Raw genomic sequence first — 21,261 nt, 5'->3', positions numbered from 1 at the left:
TATTCTCCGAGTGTGGTTTCGCCGCAGTCCGTTTCCCTCAGTCCGTGGGCACTTCAATTCCAGTCTCATGACTGTAACGGAAATATAAACGGTCTGTCGATAAAGAATTGCCGCCTTTCAGGGGAGCCGCTGCTCCCGGGCGGTGGCCGCACCGGCTCAGAAGACCACCGCCTCGAACCAGAGGATGGTGGTCTCCCGGTCCTTCCAGGCGTTTTGGGGCAGCCCGGCCTTGACGCAGGTCTGCGCCAGGAAGGTCTCCCTGTCCCACCCCCACTCCACGGGCACCTGGGGCAGGAGCAGGCCGGACCGGCCGTCCCTGGACATGATCAACCCGTGACGGCCCACCTCCACCTGTTCCGGGTCCGGGCAGGGCGCCAGCGGGCTCAGGATGGATATTTCGTATTCCACGGCGTGGAACTCGCCTTCGGTCAACGGCGGAAAACGTGGGTCCTCAAAGGCCGCGCTCCGGGCCATGTTCCAGACCGTGCGGAACAGTTCGCCCGAGCCCTGGACGTTGCCGATGCAGCCGCGCAGGGAGCCGCCGATCTTGAGGGTGACGAAGGCCCCCAGGTGCTCCTTCAGCTTGGCCGTGGGCGGCTCCGGCGGGCCGAAGGGGCCGTCGGACGGGTTGAACCTGAACCGTATGGACTGCGCCACCAGTTCTCTCAGATAGGTTTTTTCCTCGTCGGTCAGCTCGAAGCGGAAGTCGTTCATAAGGGTTTCCTCACCTGTTTTTGGCGGCCGGGACGAAGAGCATGCCGAGCAGCCCGAGAACGAAGAGCCCGATGACCGCGCTCATGCCCACACGCTGGCTGTCGGCGGCCAGGGTCAGCCAGCCCACCAGGAACGGTCCCAGGAACGAGGTCAGCTTGCCCGACAGGGCGAACAGCCCGAACATCTCGGTGCGCAGCTCTTCCGGGGCCACCCGGGCCAGGTAGGACCGGCTCGATGCCTGGACCGGTCCCACGAATATACCGATTGCCAACCCGAAAATCCAGAACAGGGTCCTGTCCGTTACCAGCAGGATGGCCACGCCGGGCACGATCAGCCCGGTCAGGGAGGCGAGGATGGTCTTGCGCGGCCCGACCCGGTCGTCCATCCAGGCAAAGGCCGCCGCGCCCAGCCCGGCGGTGACGTTGAGCCCGATGCCGAAGAGGATGACCTCGGAGGGGGCCATGCCGAAGGTGGCCGCCGCGTAGATGCCGCCGAAGGCGAACATGGTGGTCAGCCCGTCGTTGTACAGCATGCGCGCCAGCAGGAACACGGCCACGCCCCGGTGGCCGCGGATATGGCGCAGCGAATCCCTGATCTGCCCGAAGGCCTGGCCCACGGCCTTTCCGAGCGGGACGGCCGCGGATTTCGCGTCCGGCGAGAACAGGAACAGGGGCAGGCAGAACAGCAGGTACCAGACTGCGGTCAGGGGCATTACCGCCCGGACGTGCATGGCTTCCTCGCGCGGAACGCCGAACCAGCCGGGCGGCTGCACGAAGCCGTACAGGGCGATCACCAGCAGGACCAGCCCGCCCGCGTAGCCGAGTCCCCAGCCCCAGCCCGACCAGCGGCCGATGGCCCGGGGGGCGGCCAGGTCCGGGAGCATGGCGTTGTAGAAGATCATGGCGTACTCGCTGCCGATGGTGCCGATGCCCGCGAGCAGCAGGCCGAGCCGGACAAGGGAGACGTCCGGCCTGACGAACCACAGGAGGCCCGTGGCCAGGATGCAGAGCGCGGTGAAGACGGCCAGCCACGGCTTGCGCCGTCCCGACCGGTCGGCCACGGCCCCGAGGACCGGGCCGCCCAGGCCGATGACCAACCCGGCCACGCCCATCATGGTCCCCCACTGGGCTGTGCCCACGGTCTCGTTTTCGGCTACGGCCCTGGTGAAGTAGGCGGCAAAGACAAAGGTCTGGACCAGGGCCGCGAAGCCGGAGTTGGCCCAGTCGTAGAGGGCCCAGGACCACAGGGCGCGGAGGGGGGATTTTGGTTCGGGCATGAAAGGCACGGTAATACAAGTGGACCGGGGATGCCACCATCCTTTGGCGACGAAAACAAAAGGCGGGAAAAAAGGCGTGGGGTATGCTATGGCTTGGACATGCGCGCTATTATTGGGGTCTGTCTTTTTTTACTCCTGCTCCCGCATCCGACCTTTGCCGGGGAGGGGGCGGTTTTGCTCGTGACCAACGAGTATTATCCCTATGTGTCCCTGACCGGGGACAATCCGGGCATGCTGTACGAGGTGGTGGCCGCTGCCTTCCGGGAGGTGCAGGTCGAGGCCAGGATCGAATGCCGCCCCTGGCGGCGGTGCGCCCTGATGGTCGAGGACGGAACGGCTTTCGGGGCCTTCCCCTATGCCAGGACGCCCCGGCGGGAGGCGTACGCCTGGTTTTCCGACGTCATCGGGGAGTGCCGCAACGCCTTCTTTTTTCTCAAGGGACGGATGGCCGGATTCTCGTTCACCGGCCTGGACGCCCTGCGCCCCTATACCCTTGCCGGGACATCGGGCCATTTCTACGAGGAGGCCTTTGAGCGGGCCGGTCTCAGGGTGGACTACGCTCCGGGCGAGGCCTCGGGCGTGCACAAGGTGCGGATGATGCGTGTGGACCTTTTTGCCGAGGACGAAATGGTGGGTTGGAACCTGATCCACCGCATCTTCCCTTCGCAGGCGCACCTGTTCAGCTCATCAACGGCGTGGAACGTCAACCCCCAGCACGTCATGGTTTCCAAGCGGTATCCGGAGGCAGAGCGGCTCATGGAGCGCTTCAACCGGGGGCTGGCCGCCATCCGCGAGAACGGTGTCTACGACCGTATCGAATCGAAATACTTCCCCCGCTGACCGGGGAGCGCGTTACGGTTTTTCCGCCCAGAGCACGAACACGGGATTCTGCGCCTTGAAGCGCAGGTCGCCGGCCAGGGAATCCGTGGCCGAGGCCTGGAGCTGAGTCACGCCGAAGTGCCAGCCGAGTCTGTCGAAGTGGGCCTTGGCCGCGTGCAGCGTGTCCAGGAGGATGCAGTGGGCCACGATCCGGCCACGGGCGGCCAGCCGGTCGCAGGCCACCTCCAGCAGGGCGGAATCGCGGTTGGACTCGCCGCCCAGGCCGCCGCCGATGAAGACCCGGTCCGGTGCGGGCAATCCCTCCAGCACGTCCGGCATCTCGCCGAGGATGGTCTCGACCAGCCAGGCCCCGGTGCGCCGGATGTTCTCGCGGATCATGGCCGCGCGGGTCTTGTGGCGCTCCACGGCGAAGACGCGGCCCCGCCGGGCCAGGTGGGACGCCTCGATGGACACCGAGCCGCAGCCCGCGCCCAGGTCCCAGACCGTGGAGCCCGGTTCCACGTTGAGGTGGGCCAGGCCCGCGGCGCGCACGGGCAGCTTGGTGATCAGGTTCTTCTGGTGCAGGTAGTAGTGGTCCGGGATGCCGAGCGTCAGCTCGATCTCCGGCGGATACTGCCGCTCCAGGATGACCAGGTTGAGGTCGGAGAAGTCCATGCCCCAGGTCTCGGGCAGTGCCAGGGGCCGGACGCGCTCCTCCGGCGTGCCGAGGTCCTCCAGCACGGTCATGGAAAAACAGTCCGCACCCCGTTCGAGCAATGCGCGGGCCACCTCGGCCGGGGTGTTGGTCGCGTCGGTGAAGACGGCGATCAGGTCCGCGCGCACCAGGGAGGCGTACAGCGGCGAGAAGTCGTCGCGCCCGTGCAGGGAGACGAAGTCCATCTCCTGCCACGGCAGCCCGAGTCGGGCCGCAGCCAGCTGCAGGGTGGAGACGTTGGGCGTGACCAGCAGGTTCTCGCGCCCGATCTCCTCGCCCAGCCGTTTGCCGATGCCGAAGAAGAGCGGGTCGCCGTCGGCCAGCACCACCACGTTCAACCCCTTGCCCATGGCCTTGCGGATGGCGTCGAACAGGGGAGGCAGGGGGCCGGAAACGGTCCGCACGGCTGCGCTGTCGGGAATCAGCCCGGAAGGCACGGCGTCGAGCACCCGCTTGCCGCCCACCACCAGATGGGCGTCGGCGAGGAAACGCTGTGCGTGTTCGGGAAGATGGAGCGAACCGGGGGTCAGCCCGATGACGCGGACGGGTTGCGTGAGTGGCATGGACGGTAATGTAAACGAAACAATGAAAAGGGGAAAGAGGAATGCAATCGTGAACGAAAACGTTTGCGGAAGGTTTTCACTTTATTGGGATTGTGCTAGGTAGGGCGCAATCATGGGCGTCCAGTCCGCGCGCCCGCCAAAGGAGGACTCATGGAATTCTTTCTCGATACGGCCAATCTGGATCAGATAAAGGAAGTCAGGGAACTCGGTCTGCTCGACGGCGTGACCACCAACCCGACGCTCATGTCCCGCGAGGGCGGCGACTGGCGCGAACAGGCCGCGCTCATCTGCGAAGCCGTGGACGGCCCTGTTTCCCTCGAGGTCATCGGCACCTCCGCCGGGGAGATGATCAAGGAGGCCAAGGATCTCGTCTCATTCGGCCCCAACGTGGTGGTCAAGATTCCCATGATCCCCGAAGGACTCAAGGCGCTCAAGGAACTGACCGAGCGCGGGATCAAGACCAACGTGACCCTGGTCTTCTCCCCCAACCAGGCGCTGCTGGCCGCCAAGCTCGGGGCCACCTACGTCTCCCCGTTCGTGGGCCGCCTGGACGCCCTGGGCCAGTCCGGCATGGAGGGCGTGAACCAGATGCGGACCATCTTCGACAACTACGGCTTCGCCACCAAGATTCTGGTGGCCTCGGTGCGCCACCCCATGCACGTCCTGGATTCCGGCCTCATCGGCGCTGACGTGGTCACCCTGCCGTACTCCACCATCCTGCAGCTCATGCACCACCCCCTGACGGACAAGGGGCTGGCGGCTTTCCTGGCCGACTGGGAGGCTTTCCAGAAGGGGAACTAGCCCGGACGAATGCACAACAGAGGCGGCCCGCTCGGGAGAGCGGGCCGCCTCTGTTGTGCCGTCACTTCAAGCTACCGATTCAGGAGCCAGTCCTCGGCTTCCTGCCTGTCGAAGAAGACCTTGAACATGATGGACCGGTTGACGGCCGGGGTTTCGTAGGCAAGTTGCGCCTGCGGGGCGTCGACCGGCGGCATGGAGGCCACACGCAGCCCCATGGTCTGGAGGTTGTTTTTTTCCCAGTATTCGGCCAGGGCCAGGATGTCGCTGTAGTCGATGGTGACGGTCAGGTTGCGTTCGTCCAACAGCAGGCGGCGGATTCCTTCCCGGCTCGCCGTGGTCACCTGGGCCTGGATGTATTCGATGCCGTCTTCGAAGGAGCTCATTTCCCCGGAGGATTCCACGAACAGGTAGTTGTCCATGCGTGTTGTTTCAAACTTGACGGGCATGGTGATCTCCATCGGGACGCGGCGTCATTTGAGTCGGGTGCCCTCGAAGTCGAAGACGGTGTAATCCACCTGCACCCGGCCGCCGGAGAACGCTTCCGCCGCCTTTTGGGCGCTGTGGGCCAGGAGGGTGATCAGTTGGCGGCGGACCGGGGGGTCGGTCAGCATGTTCAGGACCTGCACGGCGGTGTTGGCGTGGCGGATTTCCGGGAGCAGGAGGCCGTCCACACCGGCCTCGGCGCACCGGTCCGCCAGCCGGTTGAAGTCCACGGCGTGGGTCCCGGCGTGGGTGTATTCCAACCCCTGGGCCTGCTTGACCAGCTTGCCGAAGAAGACCGACCAGGTGACGCGGGTGAAGCCGCGTTCGGCGACCGCGCGCATGGCATGGGCGAAGAAGTCCGCCGCCTGGATGCAGGCCAGCCGGGGCGTCCCCGGGTTGGCCTTCAGGAAAAATCGTTCCGAGCGCCTGCCTGTGGTGAAGACCGCGCTGGTGAGGCCCTGGGCCCGGGCCACATCCAATCCCTCGTCGATGGTCGCCTTCCACGACTCGTGGGAATAGGGCTGGACGATCCCCTGGGTGCCGAGGATGGAGATGCCGCCGACAATGCCCAGGCGCGCGTTCATGGTTTTCCCGGCGATGGTTTCGCCTTCGGGCACCTCGACGAGCACGGAAATGCGGCCGGTCTTCATGCCGCGGGCGGCCATCCGCACGCCTTCCTCGATCTGTTTCAGCGGCTCCGGGTTGATGGCGGCAGACCCCACGGCCACGGGCAGGCCGGGCAGGGTGGCGTGGCCCACGCCCCTGCCGCCGTCCACTGCCACGGACAGCGCGCCGGGACTCTCCCGGTCCAGGGTGACCACGGCCTGGATTTCGCACCCGTGGGTGGCGTCCGGGTCGTCACCCCCGTCCTTGATGACGGTCACGCGCACGGTGTTGTTTCCCGGCTCATAGCGTTCGACCGGCACGGTCAGGGTTCCGCCGGGCGGGAGCGGGACGCAGATGGCGTCCGGTCGTCCGCCCGTGAGCAGGAACACCGTTCCGGCCATGGCCGCAGCCGTGGCGCAACTGCCTGTGGTCCGTCCGGTTCGCAACTGCGCGGCCATGGCTAGTGCACCCTGCGCGGCGGCTCGTAGAGGTGGGTTCCGGCCAGCGCGGAGATGTTCTTGATGATGTTCTTGAAGAGCAGGACGTGGAAGGGATACATGGCGTACCAGTAGAGGATGCCGGTCAACCCGCGCGGCAGGAACTTGGCGGTCATGGACAGGTCCACGGCGTTGTCCCACTGGGAGTCGAGCTTGAATTCCAGGAGCGCTTCGCCGGGCAGCCGCATCTCGGCCAGGAGCAGGAGCCTCCGCCCCTCGTCCGAGGCGATGACCCGCCAGAAGTCCAGGGCGTCGCCCACCCGCAGGCCTTCGTGCCCCTTGGGGCGGCCCGGCTTCATGCCCGGCCCGGCCAGGAGCCGGTCGACGAGCCCCCTGAGCCGCCACAGCGCGTCGCCGTAGTACCATCCCTGTTCGCCGCCGATGCGCTGGACCACCCCCCAGACCTTGGACGGGTCCCCCTGGAGCCGGGCCGAGTAGCCCATCTCGAACCGGGTGCCGCCCGCATAGGACGGGTCGTCCACGGACGCCCACTCGGGCATGCACGCGCTGCCCACGTCGAACAGGCAGGTCTCCACGGTCTGCTGCTCGGTCTTTTCCAGGGCGCGGCGGATGGCTTCGCGACAGGACAGGAGTTCCTGGGGAATCAGGTCGCGGATGTGGTTGTCGCGGCAGACCACCTCGTTGCGCAGCCCTTCGATGAGGGAGCGGCCAAGGGACATGGGCACGGGGGTGACCAGTGACACCCAGAAGGAGGACAGCCGGGGGGAGATGAACGGCGAGGGCAGGAGATGCCGCCGGGGAATGCCTGCCACCTCGGCATAGAGCTGGAAGAGTTCGGCGTAGGACAGGACGTCCGGCCCGCCGATGTCCAGGGTCAGCCCGGCCGTGGCCTCGTTCTCCAGGCAGCCTGCCAGGTAGCCGAGCACGTTGCGGATGGCGATGGGCTGGGTCCTGGTGCGCACCCACCGGGGGGTGATCATGACCGGCAGCCGGTCCGCCAGGTAGCGGACCAGTTCGAAGGAGGACGATCCCGATCCGATGATCTGGGCGGCCCGGAGTACGGTCACTTTGGCCGGGCCAAGGGCGAGGATGCGTCCGACCTCGGCACGGGATTTCAAATGCTTGGAAAGGGGCTGGTCCTCGAAGTCCTCGCCCAGGCCGCCGAGGTAGATGATCCGTTCGAGTCCCGAGGACTGGGCCGCGGTGACCATGTTGTAGGCGGCGTCGCGCTCCTGTGCCGCGAAGTCGCGGCTCGGGCGGCTCATGGAGTGGACCAGGTAGAATGCTGCGGAGCATCCCTGCGCGGCCTGCTTGAGGCTTTCGGGGTCGTGCATGTCCGCGCGCACGGCCTCCACCTTGTCGCCCCAGGACCGCGCCCGGATCTTGTCCACGCTGCGGCCTGCGGCGCGCACCCGGTGCCCCCGCTCCAGCAGGAGCGGCACCAGCCTTCCGCCCACGTATCCCGTGGAACCGAGAACCAGAACCGGGCCGTCAGCCATGGCGTCCTTCCGTCGTTATCTGGGCTTGGTCTCGAACCGCAGCCCCTGGTTGTCCTCGTCGTGCTGCCAGCCGCGTTCGTTCATGCACGCCTTGTAGCGGGCCTGCTGCTTGTGGCCGTCGAGGGGGAACTCCTCGCCCGCGATGACCTGGCAGTCCAGGGAGTCGGCCTTGAATCGCGCCTCGGCCGTCTTGCCGGAGTAGGCCGGGTTGCGCCACGGCTTGGAACAGCCCGCTCCGAGGAGGAGCAGTCCGGCGACACAGATGAGCGATATGAGAGTGATCCGGCGCATGGCGTCTCCTTGGTTATTCGTCTTTCAGGTCCCGGTTCATGAGGTCGATGGTGGCCTGTCGCGGGTCCTTGCCTTCATACAGGATACTATAGACCTGCTCGGTGATGGGCAACTCCACATTGAGCTTCCTGGAAAGATTATAAAGGGACTTGGTGGTCTTGACGCCCTCTGCCACGGCCTTCATCTCGCTGATGATGTCGTCGAGCCGCCGCCCCTGGCCGAGCTTGAGGCCCACCTGGCGGTTGCGCGACAGGTCGCCGGTGCAGGTCAGCACCAGGTCGCCCATGCCGGACAGCCCCATGAAGGTCCGCTCCTGGCCGCCCATGGCCGTGCCCAGGCGGCTCAACTCGGCCAGCCCGCGCGTGATCAGCGCGGCCCGGGCGTCGTGGCCGAAGCCCAGCCCGTCGGCGATGCCCGCCGCGATGGCGATGACGTTCTTGACCGCGCCGCCCAGCTCCACGCCCCGGTAGTCCGGGGTGAAGTAGACGCGGAAATACGGGGTGGAGAACGCCTCCTGCAGCTCGCGCCCGAGGTCGTGGTCCTCGCAGCCGAGGGACACGGAGGTGGGCATGTCCTCGGACACCTCGGCGGCGAAGGAGGGGCCGGACAGGGAGGCGTAGCGGGGGTGCTTGCCGTCCAGGGACTGGGCCACCACCCGGGACATGGGCGCCAGCGTGTCCAGCTCGATGCCCTTTGACGCGCAGACGATGACCGGGTTGTCCGGCAGGATGTGGCGGAACCCTTTCAGTGCGGGCCGGATGAACTGGCTGGGAATGACCACCAGGAAATAGTCCGTGTTTGCAAAGGCCAAGGCCGGGTCGCTCTCCACGATGAGCTTGTCGGACAGCGTGCGGCCCGGCAGGAAGGTCTTGTTCTCGCGGGTCTCGCGGATTTCGGCCACGACTTCAGGCTCACGGGCCCAGAGCACGGTCTCCCTTCCGTTTTTGGCGAGCATGTCGGCCAGGGTGGTTCCCCAGGCCCCCGCGCCCAGAACGGCTATCTTCATGGATGATCTCCTTTGGTTCATTGTGCAGTCTCGAAGCATACTTGGGGCCGGGTTCGGTGGCAAGAAGAGAAGCGTTCCCGTTCAGGGGCGGGAGTGAGGCAACTGGTTGCATCCGAATCCGACGGCGGGTATACACCCTCCCATGGCTATTCAATTCACAGAGACCGAAGAACGGATATTGGCCCTGGCGGGCTCGGACCTGCCGGACACCGAGCAGCCCTTCAAGACCATTGCCGAGAAGGTCGGCTGCACCGAGCAGGAGGTCGTCGACCTGCTGAAAAATCTCAAGGAGCGCAAGATCATCCGCCGCTTCGGGGCCACGCTCAGGCACCAGAAGGCGGGCTACGGCCACAACGCCATGGTCGCCTGGCGGGTGCCCGAGGAGCGTTCCGACGAGGTCGGCGAGATCTTCGCGGCCCGGCCCGAGATATCCCACTGCTACATCCGGCGCACCTACCCCGAGTGGACCTACAACTTCTACACCATGATCCACGGCGAGCGGCCCGGCCACGCCCTTGAGGTGGTGGCCGAGCTCGAGAAGGTCACCGGGCTGGACGACAACTGCGTGCTCCGGTCCCTCAAGGAACTCAAGAAGACCTCGATGGTTTATTTCAAATAAGGAAAGAATCATGGATTCCAAATCGCTTTACGCCAAGGCCCAGACCCTGATGCCCGGCGGCGTCAACTCGCCGCTCCGCGCCTGCAAGTACGTCAACAGCCAGCCCGTGTTCATCGAGAACGCCAAGGGCGCGCACCTGTTCGACGTGGACGGGCGCGAGTACGTGGACTACGTCTTTTCCTGGGGCCCGCAGATACTCGGCCACCAGGACCCGGCGGTCAGCGCGGCGGCCCACGCGGCCATCGACCTCGGCTCCAGCTACGGCGCGCCCTGCCTGGGCGAGATCGCCCTGGCCGAGGAGATTTCGAAGCTCATCCCGTCCATGGAGATGATGCGCATGGTCTCCTCCGGCACCGAGGCCACCATGTCCGCCCTGCGTCTGGCGCGCGGCTACACGGGCCGCAACAAGTTCGTCAAGTTCATCGGCAACTACCACGGCCACGCCGACGCCTTCCTGGCCGCAGCCGGAAGCGCCGCCGCCACCGTGCCCGGGACCCCCGGCGTGCCCGAGGAAGTGACCCGCCACACCCTCCTGGCCCAGTACAACGACCTGGACGCGGTCAAGGCCCACTTCGAGGCGGGCGGCGACGACATCGCCTGCGTCATCGTGGAGCCCGTTGCCGGGAACATGGGGCTGGTCCTGCCCAAGGACGGATTCCTCCAGGGGCTGCGCGACCTGTGCACCCGATACGGCGCGCTGCTCATCTTCGACGAGGTCATCACCGGCTTCAGGCTGTCCCCCGGCGGCGCGCAGGTGCGTTTCGGCATCACCCCGGACTTGACCACCCTGGGCAAGATCATCGGCGGTGGATTCCCTGTCGGCTGCTACGGCGGCAAGCGGGAGATCATGGAGCACATGGCCCCGGTGGGCGGCGTGTTCCAGGCCGGGACCCTGTCCGGCAACCCGGTGGCCATGGCCGCCGGTCTGGCCACCCTGAAGCGGCTCGGGGAGTGCGACTACGAGGCGCTCGAGGCCCGCACCTTCAAGCTGACCGACGAACTGGCCGCCATCATGCGCGAGAAGGGCAGGGCCGTGTCCGTGAACCGGATCGCCTCGGCCTTCACCATGTATTTCAACGACGGCCCGGTGACCAACATGATCGAGTCCGGCAACTCCGACGCGGACGCCTACGCAGCCTACTGGCAGCAGATGCTCGCCCAGGGCGTCTATCTCGCCCCGGCCGGTTTCGAGTGCGCCTTCACCTGCTTCGCCCACACGGACGAGGATTTCGAGAAGACGCTGGAGGCGGCCCGCAAGGTCCGGTTCTAGGCGCGCGCACGGCACGGAAAAATCGGTGGACAGCCGGAACGCACGGGGTGCGCTCCGGCTGCCCTGTTTCAGGGGCATAGGCAAAGGAAGGGCGGTATTTGCCGTTGTTTTTTCTTTCGCAATGGGGCGGTTGCTGGTAGATATACACAATGTCCGCCAAGAAAATCGCCATCTACGCATTGACCTCGCAAGGGCTCACCCTGGCCTATCGGCTGGCCGGCCGTCTGGACGGGACGGTGTACGCCTCCCGTCGGCTGGAGCCCGAGGAGGCCATGCCCTTCGACTCCCTGTCCGACCTGGTCTCGGCCACCTTCCACGCCTTCGAGGGCCACGTATTCGTCGTCGCCGCAGGCATTGTGGTCCGCTGCATCGCCCCGCACCTCCAGAGCAAGGAGACCGACCCCGCCGTGGTCTGCCTGGACCAGCAGGGCGAGTTCGCCGTCAGCCTGTTGTCCGGTCATCTGGGCGGGGCCAACGAGCTGGCCGCCCGGTGCGCCCGCGCCGTGGGCGGGCAGCCTGTGATAACCACGGCCACGGACTCGGTGGGCATCCTCTCCGTGGACACCATGGCCGTGTCCAAGGGGCTGGTCATCGGCGATATCGGCCACATCAAGGCCGTCAACATGGCCCTGCTCGAGGGACAGACGGTCCATCTGCACGACCCCGAGGACTGGCTCGGCCTGGCCTGGGACACCAGCTTCGTGGGCGTGGCCCGCAAGGAGGACTGGGATTGCGGCAAGCCCGGCATCTGGGTCTCCTGGCACAACGACTGTCCCGAGGCCGCGCTGGCCCTGCACCCGCGCGTGCTGCACCTGGGCATAGGCTGCCGCCGCGACGTCTCCACCTATGAAATTCTCGACCACGTCAACGAGGTCTTCAAGCGCTACGGCCTGGCCATGGAGTCCATCGCCTCGGTGGGTTCCGTGGAGGCCAAGCGCAATGAGCCCGGCCTTCTCGAAGCGGCCCACGAATTCGGCGTGGACCCCGTGTTTTTCTCCACGGCGCAACTGGCGGCCATCCGCGTGCCCACCCCGTCGGACCGGGTGCAGCAGCACATGGGCGTGCCCAGCGTGGCCGAGGCCTCGGCCCTGCGCGCCTCCCACGGCGGCGAACTGGTCGTGACCAAGGAAAAGACCGACACCGTGACCCTGGCCATCGCCAGGAGCAGTCGTGCTTAAGGCCGTCAGCCTGGGGCCGGGAGACGAGAGCCTGCTCACTCCGGCGGCCCGGCAGGCCATCAGCGAGGCGGACGTGGTGGCCGGGTACAAGGGGTATATCGAACTGGTCCCGGACGAGCTTCTCCAGGGAAAGGAAATCCTGTCCACCGGCATGATGGGCGAGGTGGACCGCGCCAAGGGAGCTGTCCGGGCGGCCCGGGACGGCAAGCGGACCGTCATGGTCTGCTCCGGCGACGCGGGCATCTACGCCATGGCCGGGCTGTTGCTGGAAATCCTCGAAGCCGACGGGCTGCTTGATGCCGTCCCGTTCGAGGTGGTGCCCGGCGTGGCCGCCTTCAATGCGGCGGCGGCCCTGCTCGGCGCGCCGCTCATGCACGATTTCGCCTCGATCAGCCTGAGCGACCTGCTCACTCCCTGGGAACTGATCGAGCGCCGTCTCGAAGCCGCCGCTTCGGCCGACTTCGTCATCGCCATCTACAATCCCCGCTCGAAAAAACGCAGCGATCACTTGGCCAAGGCTCTCGGGATCATAGGAAAATTTCGCGGCCCGGACACCCCGGCAGGGGTGGTGGGCAAGGCATACAGGTCCGGCCAGTCCGTGCGCGTCACGACCCTGGGCGGCGTGGATGTCGAGAGTGTGGACATGCAGACGGTGCTCATTGTCGGCAACTCGGCCACCAGGAAAATCGGCGACCGGCTGATTACCCCGCGCGGGTATCATCGGAAATACGCCATTTGAGGGCGACGCGAAATGTCGTGAAAGCCCCTTGCCATAAAGAGGCTTTTTCAGGTAAAAGCAGGGGCCTACGATGGCACCCCCTGCTTGACAGGGGTGGGATGTTTATTTATCCCGCATAGTAGAGAGTGTGACTGTTTATATTTTTATGCAACAGGAGGAACTAGGTAAATGAAGAAATCTCTGATCATCAGCCTGATGGTTGCCGCTTTGGTGTGTGTCTTCGCGCTGCCCGCCGTGTTCGCCGGCGCCGCAGCTCCGGACGTCATCACCATGAAGGCCCCCGAGGGCACCAAAATGACCAAGAACCCCGTGACCTTTACTCACAAGAAGCACGAAGCGGACTACGGCATTGACTGTCTGGTCTGTCACCACAAGGCCGAGTCCAAGGACGCCGTCACCGGTTGTGCTTCCGAGGGTTGCCATGCGGACGCTTCCAAGGCCGCCAAGAAGGACCCCAAGGGTTTCTACCAGGCTTTCCACAGCAAGAAGGCTGACGCCTCCTGCCTGGGTTGCCACAAGAAGGAAAAGAAGGCTGGCAAGGCCGCCCCTGTTGGCTGCAAGGATTGCCACCCCAAATAAGCCGTTAGGGTGAATTCGAGGGGGGCTGCCAAACAGCCCCCCTTTTTAAAAACCTTCCTCCCGGAGGTAACCATGACCCCGGCTCCCCCGCCTCCCACTGACGACAACGTCGATGTGAATGACGTGCTGAACGACCCAGCCGAAAGCGAGGCTCTTGATCCCGATTCCGTGGACGCGGATTTCGAGCAGGAACTCGAAGACCTTTTTTCCGACGACCTTGAAGACGACACCTCTGCCGTCGACGAGGCCGACGAACCTCTCGTGCTTGATGACGAGGCCGGAGAAGAGGACGACGACCTTTCTTTTGAGGATGTGGACGAGGGCGAGGACGTGGCCGACGACCTGATCGTGCTCGACGATGTGGTTGAGGAGGAAGATGAGCCTGTGGTCCTCGAGGACGTGGCCGAAGCGCCCGTCGCCGAATCCGATGAGGATGTCGAGGCACTGGTGGACGACATTGCCGAGGAGCCCGCTCCCGAATCCGATGAGGAGGAAGAGGAGATCATCGAGCTGGACGACCTGGTCGAAGAGGCCGGGGACGAAACGGACGGCGACGATGTGATGGCCCTGGACGACCTGCTGGAAGAAGACGCCGAAGAAGAGCCGGCTGCCGACGAGCCCGATGAGATGGTCCTGGAGGACGTGATCGAGGAAGACGAGGCGGTCGAAGAAGAAATTTCCCCGGAACCCGAAGACATGATGGATGCCAGCCTGGCCGAAGAGCCCGCCCCGGAAGTGCCGGTGGACGAGGCCGTGGCCGAGGCGGACATCGACGACATCCTCGACGAGCCGGAAGTTGAAGCGGACGACCTGCCCGAGGCGTCGTTTGAAGAGCTTGCCGATGAGACCGTGGACTCCGAGTTGACCGGCCTGGACGAGCTCGACGAGGAAGACATGGACGACGTGGACAGCCTCCTGGACAACGTGGAGGTGGACGTGTCCGATGTGGTGGACGCCGAAGAAGAGGCGGACATCGAGGTTCCCGACATCGATATGGACGATTCCCTGGGCGACGTGCTGGCCGCAGAGGCCATGCCGCCGGACGCAGGCATGGACGTGTCCGACGACGTGGACGTGGACCAGCTTCTGGTGGAAGCCCGCTGCGAGGCCGAGGCCTCCAGCGTGGCGGAACTCCAGGGCAAGGTGGCCCTGCTCGAATCCCGCGTGGAAGAGCTGGAAAAGCGGCTGCGCGAGGAGATCGCCCAGCTGGTGCCCGCCGAGGCCGCCCGGATCATCCGCGAGGAGATCGCGGCCCTGGCCGCCGAACTCGACGATTAGCCCGGAATTGCAATGCAATGAAAAAGCCGACCGCAAGGTCGGCTTTTTTGCGTTCAGGTGCCGCAGAAAGTCTGGTGCACGAGTTCTTCCGGACGGGGCGGGGCGGCGTACCGGTCGTTGCCCGGCTGTGCCTCGAAGGGGCGGGCCAGCACCTCGGCCAGCCTGAGGGCCGGTTGGAAGTCGCCCTTGTCCTCGGCGGCCCGGATGGCCTCCTCGATGCGGTGGTTGCGCGGTATGCAGGCGGGGTTGGCGTCGCGCATGACCCTGGCCGCAGCGTCATCGGATATCCCCTGGTCGCGCAGGGCGGCGCGCCATGAGCCGGTCCAGGCCCGGATGTCCTCCCCGGACGAGAACAATCCTACGAGCCCGGCATCGTCGGCGGTACTCTCCGCCAGCGTCCGGAAGGTCACGGTAAAGTCCGTCCGGTCCCGGTGCATGATCCCGAGCAGGTTCCGGGCCAGTTCGAATCCGTGGTTGCTCGGCTCCAGCCCTATCTTGCGGCACAACCCTTCCCGGTAGCGGGCGGTGAAGGCCGGGGCGAACCCCTCGATGACAGCGTCGCCCTCCTTGCGGGCCTGCTCCGGGTCGGCATGGAAAAGGGGCAGCAGGCAGCCGCCCAGGCAGGCCATGTTCCACATGGCGATGTTGGCCTGCTGGTTGAAACCGTACCGGCCCTGGTGGTCGATGGAGCTGAACACCCGCGCCGGGTCGTAGGCGTCCATGAAGGCGCACGGGCCGTAGTCGATGGTCTGGCCGGACACGGCGGTGTTGTCCGTGTTCATGACCCCGTGGATGAAGCCCACGCACAGCCATCGGGCCACGAGTTCGGCCTTGGCCCGGCAGACGGCCCCGAACAGGGCCACATACGGGTTGGCCGCGTCCCGGCATTGCGGGTAGTGGCGGTCAATGACGTAGTCGGCCAGTTGCCTGACCGCATCCTCGTCCTCGCGCGCGGCGAAATATTCGAAGGTGCCCACCCGCACGAAGCTGTCGGCCACGCGGGTCAGGACGCCGCCGGGCAGGTCGGTTTCACGGAAGACCGTTTCTCCGGTGGCGGTCATGGCCAGGGCGCGGGAGGTGGGGATGCCCAGCGCGTGCATGGCCTCGGACACGATGTACTCGCGGATGACCGGGCCCAGGGGCGAGCGGCCGTCGCCGCCCCGCGAGAAGCGCGTTTTCCCGGAGCCCTTGAGTTGGATGTCGTATCGCCTGCCGTGGCTGGTGACGACCTCGCCCAGGAGCACGGCCCTGCCGTCGCCCAGCTGGGGCACGAAGTGGCCGAACTGATGCCCGGCATAGGCCTGGGCAATGGGGTCGGTCCCCGGCAGCAGCGAATTGCCCGAGAACACGGCGGCAAGCTCTGCGTCGTCCTCGGGCAGGTCGAGCTCCAGCTCGGCGGCCAGGGGCCGGTTGAGGGCGATGAGGCGCGGCTCTGCCACGGGAACGGGGTGGATGCGCTGGAAGAATTTGTCCGGGAGCCGGGCGTAGCTGTTGTCGAAGGTCATGACAGCAATTGTTTCCACGCCGGCAGCAGGGTGTCAATGGAGTTGGACAGGAGCCGCATGTAGCGCAGCTCCAGGTCGGCCAGTTCGCCGTCCCCACGGCGCAGCCATTCGGACATCCAGGCGAAGCGCAGGGCCAGGATGAGTTCCGGGAGCAGGGCGAGGGAGTCGGGGTCCAGGCGGTCCCGGTCCCTGAGTTCGCGCAGCAGTGCCGGGGCCAGGCCGCGAACCAGGGCGGGCGGGTCCTCGATGCCCACGCAGCCGAGACAGTTGGCCGCGTCGAACAGGGCGGGCCGGATGCCGCAGAATTCCCAGTCGATGACCGCAGCCACGCCGGTTCCGCGCCAGATGACGTTCAGGGGGTGGAAGTCCCCCTGGCAGAGGGCGCGCGGCAGGTGCGGCCAGGCCTCGAACAGCGGGGCGAGCGCGGGCAGCACGGGCAGCAGCCCCTCGCGGACCTCCGGGCGGCGGGTGCGCATGGCCCCCATGAGCTCGTTGATGTAGTCCTCGAGGTTGAGTTCCGGCTCGCCGGAAAAGGGGGCGGCAGCGTGTTCCGGGCCTCGCAGGTCGGCCAGGAACCGTCCCAGGCCCGTGCCCCGGTCCGCGTCCTCGATGAATTCCGGCTGGGGCAGGGGGTCGCCGGGGATGTAGGGCGAGAGATGGTATGCGTTGCCGTCGACTTCCGGGGCGAACCGTCCCCGGGGGCCGGGCAGGTAGGCGGGAACGGGCAGCCCTGCTTGGGCCAGGGCGTGGAGCAGGATCCCGATCTTCTCGCGCCGGTCCCATTGGCCGGGGCGGAGTTTCTCGATCATCCAGACGTTGCCGTCCTCGTCCTCCACGGCCTGGCGCTGAACGCACCGCTCGGGACTGCCGGGCAGGAAAAGATCCGTGCGGGGGCGGGCAGGAGCCAGCCCCCACAGGAAAAGCATGTCGATCATGAATGGTTACTCGATGCCGAGGACGGAGTAGAGCTTGGGCAGGTTGTCCTTGATGATCGTCTGCTCGGAGCCGGGCACCTGCTTGTCCAGTTCGGCCTGGAAGGCTTCCATCTGGCCGCCCATCTGCTGGCCGATCATCTGTTCCATCATCTTCTTCTGCTCTTCGGGCATGTCCTTGAGCTGGGCCTGCATCTGTTCGGTGGCCTTGTTCATCTGCTCTGCGCTGACCATGGTCATGGTATGGCTGTATATGTACATGAACCGTTCCTCGTCCCAGCCCCGGGCCTTGATGGCGCCGAGCACCTTGGCGGACAGGGCCGCGCCCGTGGCGTCGCCGACATATTTCTGGCTTTCGGCGGTCAGGCCGGGAATGGACGGCAGGTCCGCCAGAAACCGCTCGAACTCCGAAGCGGAAAACGGGCCGCCCACTTCTTCGATGACGGTCTTGCCCTCTTCGGACAATTTGGGATCGTCGGCCACGTCGTCGCCGCAACCGGCGAACAGGGTCAGGGCGGCGAGGACGAGAAGCAGGGACAACATGGATTTGCGCATGGATTCTCCTGGATGGTTCGGGTTGGATTTCTCCTACCAGCCTATAGGGGCCGGCGCGGTTTTCGTCAACCGGGTCGTTTCGCCGGCAGGGGTCGGACGGTGCGTATGTCCGCCACCTTGCCGTGATGGGCGGACGGGTCGCCCAGCAGGAAATCAACCAGCCCGCGGGCCGATTGTTCGGGCGAAATGAGCAGCCCGTTTTCCTTCCACGGCACGAACACGTCTTTCAACTGCCGGGCCGCGCCGCCCTCGGACTCCCGGGCCTCTTTCTGCATGCGGGTCTCGACGATGCCGGGCCGCCAGATGACCGTGGTGATCTGCGGGGCCTCCTCGGCCAGTTGCCGGGCCAGATGCTCCTCGGCGGCCTTGGCCGCGCAGTACGCGCCGATGCCCGGCTGTGCCCGGTCCGCCGCGCCGGAGCCGAAGAATACGGCCAGCCCCCGTCCCTGTTGGAGCAGCAGCGGCACGGCGCGGCGCATGAGCTGATGGGCGGCGGTGACCGATGCGTCCATGACCTCGCGGAATCGGAGCGCGTCCAGTTCCCAGACGTTGGGGCCGGGCGCGAGCACCCCGGCGGCGTGGATGAAGCCGTGAAAGCCGTTCATTCCGGCGGCGGCTTCCACCAGGTCCCGGGCCGTGGCGGAGGCGGCCGAGTCCCCCGCCACATACTCGGCCTGAACGCCCAAATCGCGGCATTGCCCGCACACGTCGGCCAGCCTGTTTTCGGTTCGCGCCCCGAGCACGAGGTTGACGCCCTCCCGTGCCAGCTCCACGGCCAGGGCCGCGCCGATGCCCCTGGAAGCGCCGGTCAGGATCAGGGTTTTATTCCTCAGAGAAGTCATATACGCTCTCCCTTCATGCGATATTTCACGATACGGAAAGAGAGTACCCCATGACGTTGAAAGTGAGCAAGTTGCGGCCCCTGGTGGCCCAGTCGGAAATCCGGAACATGACGCTGGAGTGCGCCCGCGTGGGCGGGGTCAACCTGGCCCAGGGCGTGTGCGACCTGCCCGTGCCCAAGGTGGTCATGGACGGCGTGACCGGGGCCATGGCCGACGGCTACAACATCTACACCCGTTTCGACGGGCTGCCCCGGTTGCGGCAGGCCATCGCGGCCAAGCAGAAGAAGTATGCGCGCATGGACGTGGACCCCGAGGGCCAGGTGGTGGTCTCGGCCGGGGCCACGGGCGCGTTCTACGCCGCCTGCCTCGCCCTGCTCGACGAGGGGGACGAGGTCGTGGTCTTCGAGCCGTACTACGGCTACCACATCGTGACCATGGCGGCGCTGGGCATCAAGCCGGTCTACGTCACCCTTGAGCCGCCGACCTGGGAATTCTGCGCCGAAGACCTGGAAAAGGCGGTCACCGGCAAGACCCGCGCCCTGATCCTGAACACCCCGTCCAACCCGGCGGGCAAGGTCTTCTCCCGCGAGGAACTGGCGGTCATCGCCGATTTCGCCGAGGCCCACGACCTGTTCGTGTTCACCGACGAGATATACGAGCACTTCGTGTTCGACGGGCGCGAGCACGTGGCCCCGGCCACCCTGCCCGGCATGGCCCGGCGGACCATCACCATCTCCGGCCTGTCCAAGGTGTTCGCCGTCACCGGCTGGCGGCTGGGCTATGCCGTCTGCGACCCGGAGTGGGCGCTGCCCATCGGCCATTTCAACGACCTGGTGTACGTGTGTGCGCCCTCGCCGCTTCAGATCGGCGCGGCCAGGGGGCTGGAGGAGCTGGGGGAGGACTATTACCGAGGCGTGTCCGACGACCATCAGCACAAGCGCGATCTGTTCTGCGACACCCTGCGCTCCATCGGCCTGGCCCCGCACGTCCCGGAGGGCGCGTATTACACCCTGGCCGACGTCACGTCCCTGCCCGGCGTCACGGCCAAGGAGCGGGCGCTGCACCTGCTGGAAAAGACCGGGGTGGCCTGCGTGCCGGGCTCGGCCTTCTATTCCGGCCCGGTGGGGGAGACCCTGGCCCGGTTCTGTTTTGCCAAGGAGATGGACGTGCTTGAAGACGCCATGCACAGGCTGCGGAGGCTGGGGCAATGAACGCGAGCCAGAAAAAGGATTTCAAGACGTACGCCCTGGAAGAGATCAAGGGGCTGAAGGCGGAGATTCCCCGGCTGGAGGAGCTGGTCAAGCCCGTGGCCCCGGACAATGCCATCGGCCGCATCTCGCGCATGGACAACATCGTCAACCAGTCCGTGGCCGAGGCCCAGCTGTCCAAGGCCAGGGTGCGGCTGGTCCGGTTGCAGGAGGCGCTGAAAAAGGTGGACAAGGACGAGGATTTCGGCCTGTGCGTCGAGTGCGGCGACCCCATCCCCATGGCCCGGCTCAAGGCCATGCCCGAGACGGTGCACTGCGTGGAGTGCGCCGAGTAGCGGGTCCCGGTCGCGCCTTAGAACATGGAATAGAACCGCTTGAGCATGGCCTCGGGCAGGGCGCTGTCCCAGTGGCCCGTCGCCTTGGCCCACAGCCAGGCCAGCAGGAGGGTGGCCGTTGCGCCCGCCCCCACGGCCAGCCACGGGATGCGCTTTTTGCCGTACACGGAAAACGACAGGCACCCGTCGACCGGGCATGCCCCGACACATTCCCCGCAGCCGATGCACTCCGGCGACCGGACCACGGATTTTTCCTGCACTTTGATGCCGGACGGGCATCGGCGCGTGCATTTCCCGCAGTCCACGCAACTCGCCGCGTCCCGTTTGACGGACGTGGGGCCGAGCAGGGAGATGATGCCGAGCAGCGCGCCGTAGGGGCAGAGATAGCGGCACCAGAAGTTGCGCACGACCAGGCTAATCGCAGCAAGCAGCCCGATGACGGTCAGGGAAAGGGTGGACGGGGCGAGGAAGAACTGGAGCATGCGCGCGTCCGCCGTCATGTTGTACGGGCCGGTGAGGAACGCCTCCAGCGAGCGCGGGTCCATGGAGAACACGGCGAAGCAGAAGCCGCCCAGCAACAGGTATTTGACTCCGGTCAGGGGCAGGTCGATCCATTTCGGGGGGATGAGGGCCAGATGCATGCGCCGACCGGCCCGCTCCAACAGCCCCGAGAGAAAACCCACCGGGCAGATGTAGCCGCAGAATGCCTTGCGGAACAGGAAGGCCATGACCAGGATGCTGATGAAGATGGCCAGCCCGGCCGGGTGCACCGGGTCCCACCGGCCCGTGATCAGCAGGTGCCGGAACCCCATCAGTGCGCTGATGGGCAGGAAGCCTTCCACGGCGCCGGGCTTGGACGTGAACGTCTCGGACCGGCCCGAGACCCAGGCCACGAAGCCGACGAAGCGGTAGCCCGCATGGAGGCAGAAAAGGGTGAAACCGGCCTGGACGGCCAGGCGGAACCGGGAGGGGGTGAGCGTGTTTTTCATG

The 21,261-nt window shown here is 66.2% G+C and carries 23 protein-coding genes; 10 read left to right on the top strand and 13 right to left on the bottom strand.

Features of this window, described 5'->3' with window-relative positions:
• Positions 1 to 156 precede the first annotated feature (156 nt).
• On the bottom strand, positions 157 to 714 hold the full coding sequence (gene amrA / locus OO730_RS07365) for an AmmeMemoRadiSam system protein A (RefSeq protein ID WP_264983937.1): 558 nt from the start codon (positions 712 to 714) through the stop codon (positions 157 to 159).
• Positions 715 to 724: 10 nt separating this feature from the next.
• A complete protein-coding gene (locus tag OO730_RS07360; protein ID WP_264983936.1) occupies positions 725 to 1,990 on the bottom strand; it encodes an MFS transporter in 1,266 nt (421 codons plus the stop codon).
• Between the two features lie 180 nt (positions 1,991 to 2,170).
• On the opposite strand from OO730_RS07360, the gene OO730_RS07355 reads away from it, so the two are divergent.
• Positions 2,171 to 2,830 (top strand): substrate-binding periplasmic protein, encoded by a 660-nt coding sequence (locus OO730_RS07355; RefSeq protein ID WP_264983935.1) that lies wholly within the window; start codon positions 2,171 to 2,173, stop codon positions 2,828 to 2,830.
• 12 nt (positions 2,831 to 2,842) lie between these two features.
• On the opposite strand, the gene cbiE is transcribed toward OO730_RS07355, so the two are convergent.
• A complete protein-coding gene (gene cbiE, locus OO730_RS07350; protein WP_264983934.1) occupies positions 2,843 to 4,087 on the bottom strand; it encodes a precorrin-6y C5,15-methyltransferase (decarboxylating) subunit CbiE in 1,245 nt (414 codons plus the stop codon).
• A gap of 150 nt (positions 4,088 to 4,237) precedes the next feature.
• Between cbiE and fsa the strand changes: the two genes are divergently transcribed.
• Positions 4,238 to 4,888, top strand: coding sequence for a fructose-6-phosphate aldolase (fsa, locus tag OO730_RS07345; protein WP_264983933.1), 651 nt, complete (start codon positions 4,238 to 4,240; stop codon positions 4,886 to 4,888).
• 71 nt (positions 4,889 to 4,959) lie between these two features.
• Here the strand turns inward: fsa and OO730_RS07340 are convergent, their stop codons facing one another.
• The 5 genes from OO730_RS07340 to OO730_RS07320 are packed head-to-tail and all read right to left on the bottom strand — an operon-like array spanning position 4,960 to position 9,231.
• A complete protein-coding gene (locus OO730_RS07340) occupies positions 4,960 to 5,334 on the bottom strand; it encodes a hypothetical protein (protein ID WP_264983932.1) in 375 nt (124 codons plus the stop codon).
• A 24-nt stretch (positions 5,335 to 5,358) separates the two neighbouring features.
• A complete protein-coding gene (gene cbiD, locus OO730_RS07335; RefSeq protein WP_264983931.1) occupies positions 5,359 to 6,435 on the bottom strand; it encodes a cobalt-precorrin-5B (C(1))-methyltransferase CbiD in 1,077 nt (358 codons plus the stop codon).
• Between the two features lie 2 nt (positions 6,436 to 6,437).
• The gene (locus OO730_RS07330) at positions 6,438 to 7,934 is read right to left on the bottom strand and encodes an SDR family oxidoreductase (RefSeq protein WP_264983930.1); all 1,497 of its coding nucleotides are present in this window, start codon (positions 7,932 to 7,934) and stop codon (positions 6,438 to 6,440) included.
• A gap of 15 nt (positions 7,935 to 7,949) precedes the next feature.
• On the bottom strand, positions 7,950 to 8,225 hold the full coding sequence (locus tag OO730_RS07325) for a hypothetical protein (protein ID WP_264983929.1): 276 nt from the start codon (positions 8,223 to 8,225) through the stop codon (positions 7,950 to 7,952).
• A gap of 13 nt (positions 8,226 to 8,238) precedes the next feature.
• A complete protein-coding gene (locus tag OO730_RS07320; RefSeq protein ID WP_264983928.1) occupies positions 8,239 to 9,231 on the bottom strand; it encodes an NAD(P)H-dependent glycerol-3-phosphate dehydrogenase in 993 nt (330 codons plus the stop codon).
• A 142-nt stretch (positions 9,232 to 9,373) separates the two neighbouring features.
• Here OO730_RS07320 and ahbB point away from each other — a divergent pair, with 142 nt between their 5' ends.
• The 6 genes from ahbB to OO730_RS07290 all read left to right on the top strand — a co-directional run bounded on the left by ahbB (position 9,374) and on the right by OO730_RS07290 (position 14,894).
• A complete protein-coding gene (gene ahbB, locus OO730_RS07315) occupies positions 9,374 to 9,850 on the top strand; it encodes a siroheme decarboxylase subunit beta (protein ID WP_264983927.1) in 477 nt (158 codons plus the stop codon).
• 10 nt (positions 9,851 to 9,860) lie between these two features.
• The gene (hemL, locus tag OO730_RS07310; RefSeq protein ID WP_264983926.1) at positions 9,861 to 11,120 is read left to right on the top strand and encodes a glutamate-1-semialdehyde 2,1-aminomutase; all 1,260 of its coding nucleotides are present in this window, start codon (positions 9,861 to 9,863) and stop codon (positions 11,118 to 11,120) included.
• Positions 11,121 to 11,269: 149 nt separating this feature from the next.
• Positions 11,270 to 12,298: a cobalt-precorrin 5A hydrolase gene (locus tag OO730_RS07305; RefSeq protein WP_264983925.1), complete on the top strand. Its 1,029-nt coding sequence runs from the start codon at positions 11,270 to 11,272 to the stop codon at positions 12,296 to 12,298.
• A complete protein-coding gene (cobJ, locus tag OO730_RS07300; protein ID WP_264983924.1) occupies positions 12,291 to 13,037 on the top strand; it encodes a precorrin-3B C(17)-methyltransferase in 747 nt (248 codons plus the stop codon). The genes OO730_RS07305 and cobJ overlap by 8 nt, the downstream gene beginning before the upstream one ends.
• 168 nt (positions 13,038 to 13,205) lie before the next feature.
• A complete protein-coding gene (locus OO730_RS07295; RefSeq protein ID WP_264983923.1) occupies positions 13,206 to 13,616 on the top strand; it encodes a cytochrome c3 family protein in 411 nt (136 codons plus the stop codon).
• 72 nt (positions 13,617 to 13,688) lie between these two features.
• Complete coding sequence (locus OO730_RS07290) at positions 13,689 to 14,894, top strand: hypothetical protein (RefSeq protein ID WP_264983922.1); 1,206 nt, start codon at positions 13,689 to 13,691, stop codon at positions 14,892 to 14,894.
• A gap of 53 nt (positions 14,895 to 14,947) precedes the next feature.
• On the opposite strand, the gene OO730_RS07285 is transcribed toward OO730_RS07290, so the two are convergent.
• From OO730_RS07285 to OO730_RS07270, 4 genes are all read right to left on the bottom strand, one after another.
• The gene (locus OO730_RS07285; RefSeq protein ID WP_264983921.1) at positions 14,948 to 16,399 is read right to left on the bottom strand and encodes a protein adenylyltransferase SelO; all 1,452 of its coding nucleotides are present in this window, start codon (positions 16,397 to 16,399) and stop codon (positions 14,948 to 14,950) included.
• Complete coding sequence (locus tag OO730_RS07280; RefSeq protein WP_264983920.1) at positions 16,396 to 17,334, bottom strand: phosphotransferase enzyme family protein; 939 nt, start codon at positions 17,332 to 17,334, stop codon at positions 16,396 to 16,398. The genes OO730_RS07285 and OO730_RS07280 overlap by 4 nt, the downstream gene beginning before the upstream one ends.
• A gap of 6 nt (positions 17,335 to 17,340) precedes the next feature.
• Positions 17,341 to 17,886 (bottom strand): hypothetical protein, encoded by a 546-nt coding sequence (locus OO730_RS07275; RefSeq protein ID WP_264983919.1) that lies wholly within the window; start codon positions 17,884 to 17,886, stop codon positions 17,341 to 17,343.
• A gap of 65 nt (positions 17,887 to 17,951) precedes the next feature.
• Complete coding sequence (locus OO730_RS07270) at positions 17,952 to 18,728, bottom strand: SDR family NAD(P)-dependent oxidoreductase (RefSeq protein WP_264983918.1); 777 nt, start codon at positions 18,726 to 18,728, stop codon at positions 17,952 to 17,954.
• 50 nt (positions 18,729 to 18,778) lie between these two features.
• Between OO730_RS07270 and OO730_RS07265 the strand changes: the two genes are divergently transcribed.
• Positions 18,779 to 19,939, top strand: coding sequence for a pyridoxal phosphate-dependent aminotransferase (locus tag OO730_RS07265; protein WP_264983917.1), 1,161 nt, complete (start codon positions 18,779 to 18,781; stop codon positions 19,937 to 19,939).
• Complete coding sequence (locus OO730_RS07260) at positions 19,936 to 20,271, top strand: TraR/DksA family transcriptional regulator (protein WP_264983916.1); 336 nt, start codon at positions 19,936 to 19,938, stop codon at positions 20,269 to 20,271. The genes OO730_RS07265 and OO730_RS07260 overlap by 4 nt, the downstream gene beginning before the upstream one ends.
• Before the next feature lie 17 nt (positions 20,272 to 20,288).
• On the opposite strand, the gene OO730_RS07255 is transcribed toward OO730_RS07260, so the two are convergent.
• Positions 20,289 to 21,260 (bottom strand): 4Fe-4S binding protein, encoded by a 972-nt coding sequence (locus OO730_RS07255; RefSeq protein WP_264983915.1) that lies wholly within the window; start codon positions 21,258 to 21,260, stop codon positions 20,289 to 20,291.
• Between the last annotated feature and the right edge of the window lies 1 nt (position 21,261).

The sequence above is a fragment of the Pseudodesulfovibrio portus genome (genome assembly GCF_026000375.1).
Classification (GTDB): domain Bacteria; phylum Desulfobacterota; class Desulfovibrionia; order Desulfovibrionales; family Desulfovibrionaceae; genus Pseudodesulfovibrio; species Pseudodesulfovibrio portus.
Note: the sequence above shows the minus strand (reverse complement) of the source record. Positions and strands in the feature narration are given on the sequence as shown.

Coding starts and splice junctions, on each gene's coding strand:
- amrA (WP_264983937.1), bottom strand. CDS start 714: ATGAACGACTTCCGCTTCGAGCTGACCGACGAGGAAAAAACCTATCTG.
- OO730_RS07360 (WP_264983936.1), bottom strand. CDS start 1,990: ATGCCCGAACCAAAATCCCCCCTCCGCGCCCTGTGGTCCTGGGCCCTC.
- cbiE (WP_264983934.1), bottom strand. CDS start 4,087: ATGCCACTCACGCAACCCGTCCGCGTCATCGGGCTGACCCCCGGTTCG.
- fsa (WP_264983933.1), top strand. CDS start 4,238: ATGGAATTCTTTCTCGATACGGCCAATCTGGATCAGATAAAGGAAGTC.
- OO730_RS07340 (WP_264983932.1), bottom strand. CDS start 5,334: ATGCCCGTCAAGTTTGAAACAACACGCATGGACAACTACCTGTTCGTG.
- cbiD (WP_264983931.1), bottom strand. CDS start 6,435: ATGGCCGCGCAGTTGCGAACCGGACGGACCACAGGCAGTTGCGCCACG.
- OO730_RS07330 (WP_264983930.1), bottom strand. CDS start 7,934: ATGGCTGACGGCCCGGTTCTGGTTCTCGGTTCCACGGGATACGTGGGC.
- OO730_RS07325 (WP_264983929.1), bottom strand. CDS start 8,225: ATGCGCCGGATCACTCTCATATCGCTCATCTGTGTCGCCGGACTGCTC.
- OO730_RS07320 (WP_264983928.1), bottom strand. CDS start 9,231: ATGAAGATAGCCGTTCTGGGCGCGGGGGCCTGGGGAACCACCCTGGCC.
- ahbB (WP_264983927.1), top strand. CDS start 9,374: ATGGCTATTCAATTCACAGAGACCGAAGAACGGATATTGGCCCTGGCG.
- hemL (WP_264983926.1), top strand. CDS start 9,861: ATGGATTCCAAATCGCTTTACGCCAAGGCCCAGACCCTGATGCCCGGC.
- OO730_RS07305 (WP_264983925.1), top strand. CDS start 11,270: ATGTCCGCCAAGAAAATCGCCATCTACGCATTGACCTCGCAAGGGCTC.
- OO730_RS07295 (WP_264983923.1), top strand. CDS start 13,206: ATGAAGAAATCTCTGATCATCAGCCTGATGGTTGCCGCTTTGGTGTGT.
- OO730_RS07290 (WP_264983922.1), top strand. CDS start 13,689: ATGACCCCGGCTCCCCCGCCTCCCACTGACGACAACGTCGATGTGAAT.
- OO730_RS07285 (WP_264983921.1), bottom strand. CDS start 16,399: ATGACCTTCGACAACAGCTACGCCCGGCTCCCGGACAAATTCTTCCAG.
- OO730_RS07280 (WP_264983920.1), bottom strand. CDS start 17,334: ATGATCGACATGCTTTTCCTGTGGGGGCTGGCTCCTGCCCGCCCCCGC.
- OO730_RS07275 (WP_264983919.1), bottom strand. CDS start 17,886: ATGCGCAAATCCATGTTGTCCCTGCTTCTCGTCCTCGCCGCCCTGACC.
- OO730_RS07270 (WP_264983918.1), bottom strand. CDS start 18,728: ATGACTTCTCTGAGGAATAAAACCCTGATCCTGACCGGCGCTTCCAGG.
- OO730_RS07265 (WP_264983917.1), top strand. CDS start 18,779: ATGACGTTGAAAGTGAGCAAGTTGCGGCCCCTGGTGGCCCAGTCGGAA.
- OO730_RS07260 (WP_264983916.1), top strand. CDS start 19,936: ATGAACGCGAGCCAGAAAAAGGATTTCAAGACGTACGCCCTGGAAGAG.
- OO730_RS07255 (WP_264983915.1), bottom strand. CDS start 21,260: ATGAAAAACACGCTCACCCCCTCCCGGTTCCGCCTGGCCGTCCAGGCC.